Origin of the sequence: Prevotella sp. oral taxon 475, from assembly GCF_018127805.1 — a bacterium.
In the GTDB taxonomy this organism is placed as follows: domain Bacteria; phylum Bacteroidota; class Bacteroidia; order Bacteroidales; family Bacteroidaceae; genus Prevotella.
Window position 1 is genome coordinate 2070519 of sequence record NZ_CP072334.1, and the last position, 15931, is coordinate 2086449.

Annotated in this window: 16 protein-coding genes and 1 tRNA gene; 3 read left to right on the plus strand and 14 right to left on the minus strand. The window is 45.0% G+C overall.

Annotated elements, in window-relative coordinates; translation table 11 throughout:
- Positions 1 to 27: 27 nt before the first annotated feature.
- Complete coding sequence (locus J5A66_RS08155; protein ID WP_249109955.1) at positions 28 to 1581, minus strand: leucine-rich repeat domain-containing protein; 1554 nt, start codon at positions 1579 to 1581, stop codon at positions 28 to 30.
- Between the two features lie 203 nt (positions 1582 to 1784).
- Here J5A66_RS08155 and J5A66_RS08160 point away from each other — a divergent pair, with 203 nt between their 5' ends.
- Positions 1785 to 2069 (plus strand): hypothetical protein, encoded by a 285-nt coding sequence (locus J5A66_RS08160; protein ID WP_211790142.1) that lies wholly within the window; start codon positions 1785 to 1787, stop codon positions 2067 to 2069.
- Between the two features lie 436 nt (positions 2070 to 2505).
- Complete coding sequence (gene rplS / locus J5A66_RS08165; RefSeq protein WP_211790143.1) at positions 2506 to 2871, plus strand: 50S ribosomal protein L19; 366 nt, start codon at positions 2506 to 2508, stop codon at positions 2869 to 2871.
- Between the two features lie 211 nt (positions 2872 to 3082).
- On the opposite strand, the gene J5A66_RS08170 is transcribed toward rplS, so the two are convergent.
- From J5A66_RS08170 to J5A66_RS08205, 8 genes are all read right to left on the minus strand, one after another.
- Entirely contained in the window at positions 3083 to 3832 is a 750-nt protein-coding gene (locus tag J5A66_RS08170; RefSeq protein ID WP_211790144.1) for an exodeoxyribonuclease III, read from the minus strand.
- 6 nt (positions 3833 to 3838) lie between these two features.
- Complete coding sequence (locus tag J5A66_RS08175; RefSeq protein ID WP_211790145.1) at positions 3839 to 4471, minus strand: DUF4840 domain-containing protein; 633 nt, start codon at positions 4469 to 4471, stop codon at positions 3839 to 3841.
- A gap of 66 nt (positions 4472 to 4537) precedes the next feature.
- Positions 4538 to 5131 (minus strand): GTP cyclohydrolase I FolE, encoded by a 594-nt coding sequence (folE, locus tag J5A66_RS08180; RefSeq protein ID WP_211790146.1) that lies wholly within the window; start codon positions 5129 to 5131, stop codon positions 4538 to 4540.
- Between the two features lie 134 nt (positions 5132 to 5265).
- A complete protein-coding gene (locus J5A66_RS08185; RefSeq protein WP_371742852.1) occupies positions 5266 to 5880 on the minus strand; it encodes an SPOR domain-containing protein in 615 nt (204 codons plus the stop codon).
- Positions 5881 to 6084: 204 nt separating this feature from the next.
- Entirely contained in the window at positions 6085 to 8157 is a 2073-nt protein-coding gene (locus tag J5A66_RS08190) for a BT_3928 family protein (RefSeq protein WP_249109956.1), read from the minus strand.
- A gap of 13 nt (positions 8158 to 8170) precedes the next feature.
- A complete protein-coding gene (locus J5A66_RS08195; RefSeq protein WP_211790148.1) occupies positions 8171 to 8728 on the minus strand; it encodes a DUF1599 domain-containing protein in 558 nt (185 codons plus the stop codon).
- 238 nt (positions 8729 to 8966) lie between these two features.
- Positions 8967 to 9401 (minus strand): hypothetical protein, encoded by a 435-nt coding sequence (locus tag J5A66_RS08200; RefSeq protein ID WP_371742853.1) that lies wholly within the window; start codon positions 9399 to 9401, stop codon positions 8967 to 8969.
- A 51-nt stretch (positions 9402 to 9452) separates the two neighbouring features.
- Complete coding sequence (locus J5A66_RS08205; protein WP_211790149.1) at positions 9453 to 9851, minus strand: START-like domain-containing protein; 399 nt, start codon at positions 9849 to 9851, stop codon at positions 9453 to 9455.
- A 145-nt stretch (positions 9852 to 9996) separates the two neighbouring features.
- Between J5A66_RS08205 and J5A66_RS08210 the strand changes: the two genes are divergently transcribed.
- Positions 9997 to 10070 (plus strand) — tRNA-Met (locus tag J5A66_RS08210).
- A 608-nt stretch (positions 10071 to 10678) separates the two neighbouring features.
- On the opposite strand, the gene J5A66_RS08215 is transcribed toward J5A66_RS08210, so the two are convergent.
- The 5 genes from J5A66_RS08215 to J5A66_RS08235 form a co-directional block, all read right to left on the minus strand.
- Positions 10679 to 11527, minus strand: a complete 849-nt coding sequence (locus J5A66_RS08215) for a hypothetical protein (protein WP_211790150.1) — start codon at positions 11525 to 11527, stop codon at positions 10679 to 10681.
- Between the two features lie 936 nt (positions 11528 to 12463).
- Positions 12464 to 13543, minus strand: a complete 1080-nt coding sequence (locus J5A66_RS08220; protein WP_211790151.1) for a relaxase/mobilization nuclease domain-containing protein — start codon at positions 13541 to 13543, stop codon at positions 12464 to 12466.
- Positions 13527 to 13958: a hypothetical protein gene (locus J5A66_RS08225; RefSeq protein WP_211790152.1), complete on the minus strand. Its 432-nt coding sequence runs from the start codon at positions 13956 to 13958 to the stop codon at positions 13527 to 13529. The genes J5A66_RS08220 and J5A66_RS08225 overlap by 17 nt, the downstream gene beginning before the upstream one ends.
- A gap of 383 nt (positions 13959 to 14341) precedes the next feature.
- Positions 14342 to 14830: a DUF3408 domain-containing protein gene (locus J5A66_RS08230; protein ID WP_211790153.1), complete on the minus strand. Its 489-nt coding sequence runs from the start codon at positions 14828 to 14830 to the stop codon at positions 14342 to 14344.
- Between the two features lie 4 nt (positions 14831 to 14834).
- Entirely contained in the window at positions 14835 to 15815 is a 981-nt protein-coding gene (locus J5A66_RS08235) for a toprim domain-containing protein (RefSeq protein WP_211790154.1), read from the minus strand.
- Between the last annotated feature and the right edge of the window lie 116 nt (positions 15816 to 15931).

Consider the following 15931-nt stretch of genomic DNA (forward strand, 5'->3'; position numbering starts at 1 on the left):
TGACTATGAATGAAAGTATCGGAAGCATTAATTTTTCCGTCGGAAAAAGTCTTTATCCAACACCGCTACCCGTTTACTGGTTTCCTGATAAAGGGCTATATGTTTGAGTTTCTCTTTAGATGCGGCATCCAATCTCAACGGCGCATTGAGACGGAGACGGGTACTCATCTTCCGATCCGAGAGCATAACCCACTGTTCGTCGGCTTCATAGGCAGCGAGATCTCCCCCAACGACATGTAGTTTGGGGTGTGTCCCAATCTTTCCGAAGGCCTCCGAATGGCATTCCGGTGGTACTTGGGCGTGTATCTCGATGTTTTTCAGACCGTCGGAAAGATCGAATACACCTGCACCGACATATTTTAACGTAGAGGGTAGCGACACCTTCCTAAGCGAATAACAAGCATAGAAAACACCATCTTCCAGTCGTTGTACGCCTTCAGGGACGATCGCCTCCTCAATATTGGTGTAGTAGAAACTATTACGACCTATTTTCCTCACGCTGGAAGGAAGATTGACGTGTTCGATGCCCGAGAAAAGGAAGGCGTCGGCACCGATTTCTTCGAGTCCCTCGGGCAATTCTACGCGTTTGAGCATCTGCCGGTTCTTCTCCGTTTTGCCCACATGCGAATTTTGTCCGCCCACCTCTTGAAAGGCCCCTGCCGCCAAGACACGCACCGTTGCAGGGACAACATATTCTGTTACCTCCCTTGATGACGGATAACAAATCAGTTCTGTCTGTGCCTTATCGAAGAGAACACCCTCGATGGAACTGTAGTTGACATTCGTTTCTTCCACATTGATACACTGCAAGCTGTAAGTAGAGGCGAAGGCATCTGCTCCGATGCGCCTCACCGACTGCGGAATATACACAGAAGTGACCTCTTGCGCTCGACCAAAGGCCAGCGTGCCGATGCGGTCAATACCCTCTGCGATGCGTACTTCACCCGTTTTGAAGTTGAAACACTGCAACAGTAGTTTCTCGCGCTCATCAATGAGCAGACCGTCTATCAGCCTAAACCTTCCGTTTGCCCTGTCTACACACACCTCTGTCAGCTCTTTGATACCGGCAAGAGCCCCTTCGCCGATGTGTTCTACGCTTGCCGGAATGCAAATAGAATGTAGATGCAGGTTGATGAAAGCCTGCTGCCCGATGCGTTTTAAACCTTGAGGCAGGATGATCTCGGTGAGTGCGTTGCAGTTGGCAAGAGCAAAATCGCCGATTTCTTCCAAACCGGTAGGTAGATAAAGATGGGTGAGATAGACCAAGCCCTCGAAACACCGCGGAGGAAGACAGCCAATGAGAGCATCGTGCAGGTTGATGGAGTGCAGACTTTCGAGTTCGTTACCCGAAGAGAGCTTGGAAAGGAAGGCTAAATCGGTAGCATCAATGGGGCCAACGACGCGTATGCCAGTCATATCCTTGGGATTTTGCTCATTGAATCTCTGTTCGAGCATGCCCTCTTTGTCTACGGTCACGGTTACACGGTTGAAAAAATTGTCGTTCTCTTGTCTATAACGAAAGGGTGTATTTTCTACTTCGGATGTTTCGCCACTCATCTGTGAGAATATGTTTCTGCTCATAAAATTCTTTGTTTGTTAATGTAATTCTTTTTTGTTCCATATTGATAGGCTTGCAAATTTACGCTTTCCACCCTGCCCCGACAATACCTAAAAGTGGGTATAAGCCTAACATTTGGCAGGAATTTCGACGGTGTTGGCCCTGCTTTTCTTATCAACTTTTTTCTACCTTTGCAACCAAAATATTTCAATTTGCATAGTAGAGAATGAAACAAGAATTGAAGATTTTGCTCGCCGAGGTGGAAAAGAAGGTGGGCAAAAGCATCACATTGGCTTCCGACTTTGAGAAGTTGGCGATGGAATTTGCCCGTCATCGCGTGTCGTTACACCCTTCTGCGCTACGAAAGGTGTGGATGCATTTGGCCGACTCTGGGAAACCGACTCCTGAGACGCTGGATAAGATCGCTCTTTTTGTGGGCTTCCAAAGTTGGAAAGACTTTAAAGAGGCGCTGCATGGCGAGGGCGATGGACAGTCTAACTACGAACTTTAACTCCCCCCAAAGTCACCCCTCCGGATTAGCTTCACAAACATCTGACAATCAATCGTTTAGAAAACATATTGCAAAAGCTAAGAAAATGAACTGCAAAAGCTAAGAAAATGAACTGCAAAAGCTAAGAAAATGAACTGCAAAAGCTAAGAAAACGCGCGGCGAAAACTAAGAGATGGAAGAAGAAGGGGAAAAGGAGTAAGAAGTAAAATAGTCATCAATGAATGCGCAACGGGGTGGAAAATTCGATGAGTACGGCATGTCCTGTCGCATTTCTCAGTGAGAAGAATCGCCATCAGGTCGTATTTTAGGACTTCATCCTTTGGCACATCAACAAAAAATCGTAACTTTGCACCGCTTTTGGCGTAATCGCTGGCAGGAGGAAGAGTAGCCTTGCTATGTTACGTTGGGACAATAAACAATTTAAATATCAAGCAAAATGGATTTGATTAAAGTTGCTGAAGAAGCATTTGCAACCGGCAAGAAGTTTCCCCAATTCAACTCGGGAGACACCATTACTGTCGCTTACAAAATTGTCGAGGGAACAAAAGAACGTATCCAGCTCTATCGTGGCGTTGTGATTCGCATCTCCGGACATGGAGAGAAGAAGCGTTTCACGGTTCGCAAGATGTCGGGCACCATCGGTGTTGAACGTATCTTCCCCATCGAATCGCCGAACATCGATAGCATCGAGGTGAACAAGCGCGGTAAGGTTCGTCGCGCTCGGCTCTACTATCTCCGTGGACTTACGGGCAAGAAAGCACGTATCAAGGAGAAAAGAGGCGGTGCACCCGTTGCAGAGTAAGAGATACTTACGCTTCGAAAAAGAAAACAAAAGGCCTAATACCCATGCGGTGTCAGGCCTTTTTCATGCCGATGGATCGGCAGCAATTCGACGATCGAAACCCAAACAGTGCTCGTTCGTCTCAAAAGAAATACCCCTTAGAAGCCGTTCACGCAGCCTCTAAGGGGTATTTTGATACGTCAAACAGAGCGAAAAGAGCTCTGGGCGACGTTTATCTTAAGTCTAATTCCACCGGACAATGATCGCTTCCAAAGATGTCGGTGTGTATCTTGGCATCGAGGATGCGGTCTTTCAGCAGGTTGGACACCAAGAAGTAGTCGATGCGCCACCCCGTATTGCGCTCACGTGCTTTGAAACGATAGGACCACCAGCTATAAGTAGCCTCGTCGGGATGGAGAAAACGAAAGCTGTCGACAAAGCCTTTGTCCAGGAGTTGCGTCATTTTCTCCCGCTCTTCATCGGTGAATCCTGCATTGCGGCGATTGGTTTTGGGGTTCTTGAGGTCTATTTCCTGGTGGGCCACATTCATGTCTCCGCACACAATGACCGGTTTTTTCTGATTCAAGTCATGAAGGTAGGCCTGAAAATCGGTTTCCCATTGCAGGCGGTAGTCCAACCTTCGAAGCTCTTCTTGGGCATTGGGCGTGTAAACTGTCACGAGGTAAAAGGTGTCCATCTCAAGGGTGATCACCCGCCCTTCATGGTCGTGCGCCTCCACACCGATGCCGTAACTCACGCTCAAGGGGCGGTGTTTGGTGTATATCGCCGTGCCCGAGTAGCCTTTTTTCTCGGCATAATTCCAATAAGACGCATAACCGGGGAATTGCAAATCGAGCTGTCCGGCCTGCATTTTTGTCTCTTGAAGGCAGAAGAAATCGGCATCGAGCGTTTTGAAAATCGTCTCAAAACCTTTGCCAACACAGGCCCGCAGACCGTTGACATTCCAGGAAATCAATTTCATTCTCAACTATTGTTTCTTGCCAACCAGCAGCAACGGCATATTGACTTCGTAGATTTCAGAATCAATCACCACGTTTTCGACGAGGATATAACCGGTTGATGAGCCTTTGTAATAAACAATTTCGGGATACAGATAAGACTGTCTCAAACTGCCGGAGGGAATCCTTTTGGCGTAGTTAACCGTGGCTTTCTTCGTTCCTGCCATAAAGGTGATTTTCTCTTTGGGCAGCAAGCCAAACAGATAATAGCCCTGTTGGTAATACTGTTCGAGCGTATAGGAAGGCACTTTTACCATGGCTTTGAAGCTCACCGGTGAAGCACTCTCTACCGTTGCTTTCACATCGGCCTTCGTAATGTAGTTGGCCAACACCTTTACGGGGAAGTTGGTGACAGTGAGAACCGAGTCTCGAGTGATGGTCCAGGTAATGTCCGTCGAGTCGAGTTTGCCGTCTTGACGCGCCGTCATGTACTTCAGCTTACCCTTATAACTACCGGTGATAGCGTTCATATAGACCGTTTTCTCCGTCGTTCCAAGGAGTTTGTACTGCACATTGTCGTTACCGTTATCGCTAAGACATGAGGTGAGGCCGAGAACTGCCATGCAGCTCAATGCCATTGTTAAGAATTTGATTTTTTTCATCTTGATTTTTTATTTGTAAAGTCAAAAGATAAACATCTCATGAAAAGAACCTTGCACTCACAAGAGTTAAAAAGTTTTATATTCGCCTCTCAACAAATTCATGAATTCTTCTCGGGTTTTAGCTTGATTGAAAGCTCCGCTGAAATCGCTGGTAGTGGTCACTGAGTTTTGTTTTTCGACACCGCGCATTTGCATACATAGGTGTTTGGCCTCGACAACGACCATCACGCCGAGAGGTTTTAGGGTGTCTTGGATGCAGTCTTTGATCTGTTGGGTCATCCTTTCCTGCACTTGTAGTCGATGACTGAAGATGTCTACCACTCTGGCTACTTTGCTTAGACCCGTGATATAGCCGTTGGGGATGTAGGCAACATGCGCTTTCCCGTAGAAAGGAAGCAAGTGATGCTCGCAAAGAGAGAAGAAATCGATGTCTTTTACGATGACCATCTGATTGTATTTCTCGGCAAAAAGGGCATCGGTGAGCACCTTTCGCGCATCTTGAGAATAGCCCCGAGTGAGCACTTGCATGGCCTTCGCCACACGCATAGGCGTCTTTTCCAATCCTTCTCGTTGCGGATCTTCGCCCAACAGTTCAAGTGTTCGGCGGTAATGTGCCGCCAATTCGTCGAGCCCTTCTCTGTATTCGTTTTCCGGAAGCATTTGTAGGATATTGTGTTTTGATGTGGAGGAGTTTCTGAATAAAGGTGTTTTCAGTTGGCAAATTGAGATGGAAAGAGCGCGATATATCAAAAAAGCGCATTCTTTTTGAAACCGATAACACTCAAAAAACGTCTTTAATACTGCACTGTTATCTTTCCTTTCACGATCACCGCTTGCTTATAACCCAACGCTTGCACAGCCGTGAGCATTCTACTGGCCTCTTCCATGCTTCTGTAATTGCCCACTCTGCAAATCCAACGGGGGGAGTAGAAGTGTACATAGACGGGTTGATCGGGATAAGCGGCTTTGATTTTGTCGCCTGCTTGCTGCGCCTTGCGTTTGTCTTCGCGAGAGTTGCCACCAGCAAAGGCCTGAACCCGATAGCCATCTACCTTGTAACCACCCCGCATCACCTTCTTTCGGGTGTCTATAACGGGAATTTTCAGTTCGTCGTCATCGGCATTTTTAGTGGCATTGTTGTGCGGCGGAACATCCTTTTTAGGTGTTTCTCCTTTCCTGGCAGAGTCGTTTTCATGCTTAGATCCAGACTCTTTCGTTGCAGAAGTTACACTGGCTGCCGGTGTTTTGCCCGTAGAAGCAGACTGTTTACCGGGTTGGGGTATGCTTTTTTCGTTTTTTATCGGCTTTGTTTCTTGTACAATGCCGCTTCGTCCATTCACCAATTCGTCTATCTCGGCACTCTGTATCACCATCACTGTGCCTTGTTTGTTGGGTTCTTTCTTCTTCAAATGTTCCGTATAGGTTTGTGCTTCCACAGTAAAAGAAGTGCAAACCATTATGAGGAGTAAAGCGACGAATCGTGTCATGTTGCTAAATGTTGGGTGATAAGTTCCTGATTGAAAAGCAGGGAGATGGATGTTGCCCGCAGAAAGCCGACCTTGTAGCTTGCCATCGACCAGCATCCATCGTCCCGAAAGGTTTGAAACGACCGGTTATTTCTTCCAAGCGTCGATGATACCTTTAAAGTCTGCGCATTTCAAAGCAGCTCCGCCAATGAGTCCACCATCGATGTTGGGCTTGGCAAAGAGCTCAGGTGCGTTGCTGGCTTTGCAACTTCCGCCATACAAGATAGAAGTTTGTTCGGCCACATCTTTACCAAATTTCTCGGCAATGGCCGAACGGATGAAGGCGTGAATCTCTTCTGCTTGATCAGACGTAGCGGTTTTTCCCGTTCCGATAGCCCAGATAGGCTCATAAGCAATGACAACATTGGCAAACTCTTCAGCAGAGAGATGGAAGACAGAACCTTCGAGTTCGGCCTTGCAAACTTCGTTTTGCTTGTTGGCTTCACGCTCTTCCAAGGTCTCGCCGATACAGAAAATCACCTTCAAACCATTTTTCAGAGCCAGCTCAACCTTCTCTTTGAGAATCTCAGGAGTCTCTCTATAATATTGTCTACGTTCCGAATGGCCCAGTATAACATATTCTGCGCCGGTGCTTTTCACCATTTCTGCCGATACTTCTCCCGTGTAAGCACCTTTCTCTTTATCAGCGCAGTTCTCTGCACCGAGGCTTATTGGCTTACCGTTCAGCAAGCCTGCAACGGTTGCCAGGTGGATAAACGGAGTGCAGACAATGACGTCGCAGTTAGGTTGATCAGCCGAAAGAGCCTCGTTGAGTTCTTTAACCAGTGCCACACCTTCCTGCAGGTTCAGGTTCATTTTCCAGTTTCCTGCTACAATTTTCTTTCTCATTTTTCTTCTTTTCTTTAAAAGTTGATATATCTTATTTCGTCTTTTCTTCTCTTTCATCCACCGAGTCCAGGCCCAAAGTCTATCTGTGAGGGTAAGCAACAACAGCGGAAGAACAAACCAAAGGGCAATCATCGTAATTTTTTCGGTGATGCTTGCAGGATTGATTTTACCGATATCGAGTTGTTCGAGCGGGCCATTGAGTTCCTCTTCAGTGGGCAAACGGTTATGACTCCACTTGTTCACCACCACCCCATTCTTTAATAATATCAGACCAGGGTTGCTTCTAATGATTGTTTTTAGCGTGGTAGCATCCGCTGTATAGAAAGGATATTCTGCGCCAGTGAGCTCTTGCCAGCGACGGATGGCCTGATTCCGACTGGCAGTCAGGCCGAACATGGGAACGTTTTCCCTGCGTGCATACTCGTAAATCCGGTCGATGGCACCGAAATTGGTATCGTCGGCCTGTTCGAGATAGGGCGAAACGAGCACAAAAGAATAGCCTTTTCTGGCCAGGATCTGTGCCGTCAGGTCTTCTCCCGAGGTGCCATCGCAGATGGCGAAGTCGTGAATGGGCGGCACATAGCCCTCTTCCGTCTGCACAGTTTTACTGTTTACGAAAGCCCATGTCGAGTCAGGATAATTGTCAAGACCGAATTCTCGCTGCACGCCATCTTTGCTAAGGATGAACGTTGTCTCGAACTTCGGTTGCGGTGCACCTGCCGGAATCTCCATGCCTTTCCGTATATCGGCTCCGATATGATAAGGACGGAAGTCGAAAAAAGGTAGGTCGTAGAGACAGAACAAGCTCGAGACGACGATGAACACCACTGTATAATTGGTGGCAATCCACTGATTGGGCTTGGAGATAAACCGCACCATGCACAACGGCCGACAAGCCACCACCACCGCCGCCACCAGCAAAACGAGGTTTTTCGCTAAGGTCTCGCCGTTGGAAAGATGGATGGCATCACCGAAACAACCACAATCTTTCACCGGATTGCTCAAGAAGAGCCACACCGAAATGAGCGTCATGACGCCCATAAAGAGCAGAACCAGTCGCGAGACCTGCCGCCTTTGAATGGCGAAGAGCAGGAAAATGCCCAGCGAGAACTCTACGGCCGATACACCAACAGAGGCTGTCAGCGTGATCCAATCGGGCAAAACACCGGCTAAATTCACCGCCGCAAGATAATCAGCTATCTTATATTGCGTGCCAAGCGGGTCGATTGCCTTGACATAACCCGAAAAAATGAAGGTGATGCCCAAGAGAAATCGACACACATTGACCCCTATATACCCTGCCGTCTTCACGTTTTTGTTTTGTTTACCGTCCTTCTTCCTCTTTTAACTGGATGGCTCCGAACACAGCATAGTTGATAATATCCAGATAGTTGGCATCGATTCCTTCAGACACGAGTGTCTCTTCGTGCAGATCCTCCATCTCTTTAACGCGTTGAATCTTAGTCAGAATCAAGTCCGTATAGCTGCTCACACGCATCACGCGCCATGCTTCGTCATAGTCGTGGTTCTTCTTGAGCATCAGTTGCAACGCCTCTTCGGCATGCGTGCGATAGAGCGCAGCAGCCTCTTCGGCCTTCATATCCACGGTGTCGGCAAAGCCTTTTTCGAGCTGTATCAAGCCGATGATGCCATAGTTGATGAGAGCAATGAACTCAGGACGAATGCCTTCTCCCACCCAACTGGCCTTTTTTGTTTCGAGAGATCGGATGCGTTTAGCCTTGATCAACAACTGATCCGTCAGCGACGAGGGGCGCATGATGCGCCACGACGCGCCATAGTCGTGCAGTTTCTTCTCGAAAAGCGATCGGCACTCTTCCATCGTGTCTCGGAACAGACTTTCTGTTGTGACTTGTCCTGCCATTGTTGTGTGAGTTGTTGGTGCAAAAAACTGTTGCACACCGACTGCCGAGGATTTTTCTCCGACTGTCGAACGTGACCTGTTTGCTGCAAAATTACGCATTATTCGCGAAACGACAAAGGGGAAGTCTCTTTTTGCACCGACGGCATTCTGCCCCTCATGCGTCTGGCGAAGGGCAGCTGTCAGGCACAAGACCACGGTCTTACGGGTTGCCGTCAGGCCGTATAGAGGCTACCGCCTCTTATTTTTGCCGGCGGTGTATCGCCCTGACCATTGCGCAGAGGGCGTCGTAACGAATCTGCAACGAGTCGCGCCGAGCACGCATTCGGTTGGCGGTGCGCAAACCATACTTTCCCGTTTCTAAACTTCGAAGCACCTGTTGCAGTGCCGAATCGGTCTTAGCAATATCCGCTTGGGCCATCTTCAGCGAAGCCTCCTGCCACAGAATCAATGCCTTTTTACGGGTTTCCAGGGCCTGTGGAAAGTTTTTTCGGAGCAGACGGATGGAGTCTAAAGCCGTTTGATACCTCCCTTGACCGTTGAGTCGTTCGATTTTGGCGAGCAGCGGAGCCGCTTTCTCGTCATCGGTAGGTTGGCATGCCGTCAGTGCAGCCAACAAAATAAGGAGAGAAACAAATGTTTTCATATACCGGATGTAAAGATATGTAGATTTCACCTTTTTATATATAGAGACTGTAAGAAGGGCGAAAGGCACGGCAGGATTGTTTTAGATTCCGCTCGACTGCCGCAGTCGAGCCAGGCTGTCGCCCCATATCGTGCGCAGACTGTCCGCCTCTTCAGGCCAAGCAAAGTCGGTAATGGTGAGCACATAATCGTTGGTGATGTGGCTTTTGTCCATCTTCAGTTCGAAATAAGCCTCCTCTCCGTCTTCGTCATCCCATTTGATTCGGATCAGTTCGTTCTTGATTTTCTTCAGAATGGTGGCCGTTCTCGTTTCGTGATGGCTCCAAACCTCTCCCCACAGAAAGGTGAAACGATCATCCTCTTGCCTCACACTGTCGGCAAACCAGCGAGACAGTCCGGCCTCGGTACTGATTAAATCCCAGATAATACCGACCGAATTAGACCGGAGCTCATGTTCTATACATAGTTTTTCTTTGTTCATAAGCAAGTGAGTTAATAGCTCATGTTGATAACTCTCGGCTTACAAAAGTACGATATTTTATAGGGAACTGAATAAAAAACATGCATTTTTTTGCGGGTTTCGCATTTTTCTCTTACCTTTGCACCCGCAAACCAGCATCAAACACGGCGGGATAGCTCAGCTGGTTAGAGCGCATGATTCATAATCATGAGGTCCCCAGTTCAATCCTGGGTCCCGCTACAGTCAACGACCACCAAGAGATTTCTTGGTGGTCGTTGCTTTTTTGTGCCATCGACAAGTGATGATTAAGATTGAAAAACAGACGTATCCCCATGGGGTTGAAGGGATGAATGGCCCTCTTAGGCAGGGCAGGCTCATTTCATTCGTCAACCGTGCCCTACCAACAGACCAACCCCGATGGGGTTGTTTCCTACCTCGGCTACTCCACCCCTGCCCTCTTTACTCCTTCCTGCCTCCCTCCTTACTTCCTACTACTTCCCTCCTCGCTCCTTCCTACTTTCCTCCTTACTACTTTCTACTTCCCTCCTTACTCCTCCATCTCTTAGCTTTCGCATCTCATTTTCTTAGCTTTTACCTTGCGAGATATTTACTAAAGTGTATATAATTGAAAATAAAGAAGTTACCTCGTTGCACAAACTAAATAGGTAACGATTTGGAAACGAGCGAATTGCTTTTAGTCGCAAGTTTCTGCATTAACAAAGAAACGCTTGTTATTCTATTTGCAAAGATAATTATTTGCTTTGAATAACAAGCGTTTTCTTCGAAAAAAATGTTCAATTTATTGCTTTTGTTTGTACCAACTCAATGTTAAAACTCGTTTTGTGTTATTATTTGTCTTTCTTTTTGGAATTTGAGCGATATAGGCTATTTGTTATAGCTCCTCTGAAAATGTCTTCATTTAAGAACTCTAAAGTTCTATTAAGCTCTGCAACAGTACGAGTTGGAAGAATAAGCTTTCCTTCTTCATCAATTCGAGCATTTATACCATATCTCTTTAGTAGGTTTTTCTTTGTACCAAGTGCTTTTCTTGTGAATGTAGAAATATTTCCGGTAATAGATAATATCTTAATCAAGCGTCTAGTCTTAACATTTCCAATATTCTTAATTTGGGCCGTATCCACCTCTAAGCTTTCGTTCCTACCGAAAGAATCTATTTCACCATTAGTTGCTTCTGTGACAAAATCGATTAGAGAAAAAATCTGATTTGCACTTGTATAACTCTGAAAATAGAATCTGCCATTTTCGTATATAGCATTGACTTTATCTTCAATTATAAATGCGTTTTCTCGCATCCTTGCAAAAGAGTTTCCGTACTCTACTTTTAAAACAGTCTTGCGCGATAACATATTCCTTTTACTAAAGACTTGAAAAAAATACCTACCATTTTCATACCAGAAAATACTTTTAGGAATATCTCCTTCTATATCATATTCTGACATATCGGCTTGGTTATTAGGTATTCTATTGAAATCATCAGGTAATGAATAATTGACATAAGTAATGTTCTCTCCACTTCTAGTTAATATATCCCCATTAAATTCATCTTCTTCCATATCTTCGTGCTTTAGCTTTTCTGCAGCATGAACAAAGATGTTTCTTACATCATCAATAACTTCCTGGCTAAGTGAAATATATTTCACTGTATTATCAGGCATTAAGGCATAAAATTGGCTCATATTTATTTCTTATTTTTAATAATTAAACCCATATAATCTGTTATATCTATATATAATTTTATATCATTCTTATTTCTAATACATTTTTTAGAAAGTAGTATATAGGTATTCTCTTCTGTATGTACTTCATAATATCTATAGCCTAATATTGAACAGATTATATTGTAGTTGCTATTATTGTAACTAGTAATTGCGATAAGGCAACATTGTAGTACGATACAAAAAAATAAGATTCTAAAATCTGTTTTCTCCGCAAAAACCGTGAGCCATGGAATTACAGATGACAGAACTTGTTCTCCTCCACGGTGTGACATATTTGAATAGGAAATAGCGACAATAGACTTAGCCTCTTTAAAACGTCTACTTTTATATTTAAGATAGACAGAAACACCTATTATACAAGATAACATAAATAGTAGGCTACCATTGATAGCCCACCACTCAAAACTATTAGGACAGATGTAGTCTGACCAAAATTTTCTCTACACATCATAGTAAATCTTACTATCTTTAACTATTCCCGTTAGTGCTAGTGAGAAGAATGTTGGTGCAGTTACAGTCATTGTGAATAATACCTTTGAAATATCTTGCACCATACCTTCATTCTTCTTTTATCATTTACTACTTACAACTTACGAAAGATGTTTACATGTCCATGTCTTTAACTAGAACATAAAATAATAAGATTCTTGTTTTCTATGATTCTAAAAAATCAATCGTTTTATTTAAATTCTATAAATCTTTAAATTCTTTTATTAAGAACTCTTTATCTTTATAGGATAGAATAAGAGTCACCATTCTCTATCAAACAAAGAACGCTCATCATTCTATGTACAAAGATAATCATTTACTTTGAATAACAAGCGTTTTTGATGAAGATTTCTCTCTTTTGCTTTGTCTTCGTTTTTTGGAAAAGACAGGAATAACGAAAAGTGATTACAATCCTCTCCCTCTTTTCTTCTTTTTCTTGGCTTGGTTTCTGAGTCTGTGCTGCCATGCTGTCTCGGCATAATCATCACCGTGTGTCTGTGGGTTGATTAACCCGCCTGCTCCAGAAATGATCTCTTCGGCTGCATTTATGGCAGTACTTGCCACATTGCCAACGGCTTGTGCAATAGATGAACTTTCATTTGTGTTGGCAGGTGACGTATAGGAACGGCTGGGAGGAACAAGTTGATAACCTGTATCGGATTGAACTTTATTCTTTGTAGTCTTGTCTGCTATTGTGTGAGCTTTTGTTATCGTCTTCTTTGTTTCGGCTTTGTTGGCTATCTCAAAGTTCTTTTGCAAAGAGTGGTATCCGAACTCCCTGCCGATTTCGGAAGCCTTGAAACATTGCCCGTTGTAGGAGAACTTCAAGCCATAGACCTTGCCCTGCTTATTTTTCAAACGTTCAATGGTTACACCACTCTTGCTAAGGCTATAGAGGAACATGGAATACCCTGCGATGCCTGGGTCTTTGTACCTATCAAGTAAGGTATAGCATATCTTCTGCACCTGCTGCTTTGTTTGTTCTCTTGTCGGATTGGCTTTTGCCTTTTGGTGTGTCCTTTCCGCCTTTACTTCCTTTGCGATGGTCAAGCCATACTTGCGGCTGAGTTCCTCTGCAACCCTTGCTGCTCGGTTACTCACAAAGGTGGTGTCATACACTTCTCCGTACAGGTTGATACGATTGGCAATAATATGGATATGCATATTATCGGTATCCTTGTGTGTTACTGCCACCCATTGATGGTTGGCAAGTTCCATGCGTATTGCAAAGTTTGACGCAAGGTTACGGACAGACGCAAGACTCAATCTTTTCTCATCTTGTGGTGCTATGCCGATTTCGATACGCAGGAACTTGTTTCTGCAACGTGTGTTGTAATCGCTGACCATCTTCATTTCCTCGTAAATCTCCTTTGGCGTAGTGCCGCAGAGATTGTGAAAGAGAAGCGCTTTATCGAGTTTCCCCTCTCTGAAAATATATTCCAGTGCATTGCTGCCGTGCGCGATTGCCTTACATTTTCCTATCATTCTCCATCAGATTTAAGAGTTTAATTGCCCTTCCCTCAATACGGTATTTGGGATTAAAGAAACGTTTAAAAGCTTCCCTTGCCAGATAGGAAAGACTTTGAGTAATCAGTACCCACGCATCATCCTTTACCTTGATAAGGTTGGAAACATGTGTAAAGAAGTAGGCTGTTCGTCTCAACACCTCTATGGTTTCCTTTTCATTGTCCGTCATCTTAGGAACAGAAATAACTTCTCCATTAAGAAGCATCTCGCGACAGTAATCAGAGAACTTCCGCCCTGTGCTTTCTGCCTTTGATTTAATTCGTTGCTTTTCCTCTAAGGTACATCTTACCTTGATGAACTCAGTCTTGTTCATCAGCTGTTCTTTCTTCTCCTGCTGCTGCCATCGGGCAGTCTTGCTATTGTATCTGTTCATATAAAAGTCCTCTTTTCGTTATTGCTTAATTCCTGATGGCTGACCGATGAGAACGGAGTGATTACGGTCTAACCTCCCCGACAGTCTGACAAGGGGAGCAAGCGCAGTTTGTGGGTACAAACTGACATCTTGCAATGTCAGTGATAAGACCATTTACGCACGAGGCGTTTTGCCGTTGAAACGCGAATGCTGTGCATTCTGTGTTTAACAGCGTTCGCGATGTTCTCATCGTTCAGATGTCTGCTTAGCAAAAATATGACGTCATTTCTGGTCAAATAAGACGTCATATTTATAAGAAAATGACGTCATATTTTAATGCAATTGTAGGATTAGAGCATGAAATAATTCTTTTGAAATTCCTTCCACGTCCCTTTTTCTGCGGTTTATAGCTTTCTCCATTTCTCTATGTCCTCACCGTACTCCTCCAGATGGAGGCGCACGATGTTCTCCACGAAACTTGAGAGGTTGCTGCCCCTGTCACCCAACCTGCGGACGACGAAGTCGGCACGCTCCTGCGTAGCCCTGCTCAGATAAACCGCCTTTCGGTCGTTCAATTTGGTCGGAACAAGGAACGCCTGTTTGTAGGCTTCGAGCGTTCCCCGTCTCATCTTGGCACTGATACGCCGTTGAACGGTTGCATTCTCTGTGTGCAGTGTAGGTTCGGATGGCTCGGAAGCTATTACTTCTCGGCAATCTATTTCCTTTGATGGAGATTTTGCCTGTGGTTGTTCTTCCGCCTCATCTTCTGTATCTCCCAAGTAGTATGTAAGACTTTTCCTTTCTGTTCTTTCATTACTTTCCTGTCTGTTCATGTTGAACGCTTCTTTTATGGATTGGTCTATCTCCTCTCTGCTTGCTTTCATCTTTTTCATTGCTCTATCGTATTTTAAGTTTGACTTGTTTGGGTTTATTGCTTGTTTTGGGTGTTTTCTCCAACTTTTTCTGTTGCTCACGAACACAGCTGACATGATACTCGTTGAGGTCTTTGAGGTCTTTGTAATATCGGGATATATCTTCTACCTTAAAACCTGCCTTTATCAGCTCCTGTGTTGCTCTCCGCCCTGCGTCGTCGTTATCAAGGAAAGTACGGATAGAAGATACTTGATGGTTGTTCAGGTAGCGGATACTTCTTCCTATGTTGCTCACAGAGTTCATCACAAGGCAGCAGTTATTCACTTCTTCTTTCATTGAAAGGAAAGAGAGAAAGTCCATAAATCCCTCGAACAGACAGACGGGCTGCGCTTTGTCCTCAAATATCGGAGTGATGTCCTTTGGGGCAATCGTTCCTTTGAACGTCTTGTCGTCCCGAAGTTCATAGCCGCCGGAGAGGTTGGCAAAGCCGATGGCTTCGTATCTTCTTCCTCTTACCTCATAGCTGATGGATTTGAGAAAGGGCAATGCTTTTTCCAAGTTGATGCAGCGCACCTTTGTAAGATACTCCTGTAAATGTGACGGTAAGATGTCTGATACATCTATCAGTCTCCTCGCCCCGTTTGCCATTTCCTCTTTTGGTAGTCTGATACTACCATTGCTGCTGTATGCCTTCTCTTTTGAGAGTACGACATTGTTGCACGCTGTATCAAAGGAAGTGGTCTGCCCCAAACGACAGATGGCTTCCGAGAGCGTGCAGTTCTCCAATCGCATACAGAGGTCGATGATGCTTCCGCCCCTGCCTTCGGCATAGTCTATCCAAAGGTTCTTCTCTGTGTCCACCTTGAAACTCGGATGTGTTTCATCCCTGAGCGGTGAGCGGTACAGCGCATAGGTCGGTGTTCTGCGTACAGGCTTGTTGCCTTTCCTTTCGAGATACGCCACAATGGGGTATCGCTTGATGAATGATAAATCTTCTTCTTTCATTGTCATAAACTTTAAATGGTTGGATAATTCTTATTTGAATAATAATGGTTGGTTTGAATGATATTTGAATGCCGTTTGAATGAAATTCTCTTTTCCTAAGTTTTTCCCCTCCAAAC

Coding starts and splice junctions, on each gene's coding strand:
- J5A66_RS08155 (WP_249109955.1), bottom strand. CDS start 1,581: ATGAGCAGAAACATATTCTCACAGATGAGTGGCGAAACATCCGAAGTA.
- J5A66_RS08160 (WP_211790142.1), top strand. CDS start 1,785: ATGAAACAAGAATTGAAGATTTTGCTCGCCGAGGTGGAAAAGAAGGTG.
- rplS (WP_211790143.1), top strand. CDS start 2,506: ATGGATTTGATTAAAGTTGCTGAAGAAGCATTTGCAACCGGCAAGAAG.
- J5A66_RS08170 (WP_211790144.1), bottom strand. CDS start 3,832: ATGAAATTGATTTCCTGGAATGTCAACGGTCTGCGGGCCTGTGTTGGC.
- J5A66_RS08175 (WP_211790145.1), bottom strand. CDS start 4,471: ATGAAAAAAATCAAATTCTTAACAATGGCATTGAGCTGCATGGCAGTT.
- folE (WP_211790146.1), bottom strand. CDS start 5,131: ATGCTTCCGGAAAACGAATACAGAGAAGGGCTCGACGAATTGGCGGCA.
- J5A66_RS08195 (WP_211790148.1), bottom strand. CDS start 8,728: ATGGCAGGACAAGTCACAACAGAAAGTCTGTTCCGAGACACGATGGAA.
- J5A66_RS08205 (WP_211790149.1), bottom strand. CDS start 9,851: ATGAACAAAGAAAAACTATGTATAGAACATGAGCTCCGGTCTAATTCG.
- J5A66_RS08215 (WP_211790150.1), bottom strand. CDS start 11,527: ATGAGCCAATTTTATGCCTTAATGCCTGATAATACAGTGAAATATATT.
- J5A66_RS08220 (WP_211790151.1), bottom strand. CDS start 13,543: ATGATAGGAAAATGTAAGGCAATCGCGCACGGCAGCAATGCACTGGAA.
- J5A66_RS08225 (WP_211790152.1), bottom strand. CDS start 13,958: ATGAACAGATACAATAGCAAGACTGCCCGATGGCAGCAGCAGGAGAAG.
- J5A66_RS08230 (WP_211790153.1), bottom strand. CDS start 14,830: ATGAAAAAGATGAAAGCAAGCAGAGAGGAGATAGACCAATCCATAAAA.
- J5A66_RS08235 (WP_211790154.1), bottom strand. CDS start 15,815: ATGAAAGAAGAAGATTTATCATTCATCAAGCGATACCCCATTGTGGCG.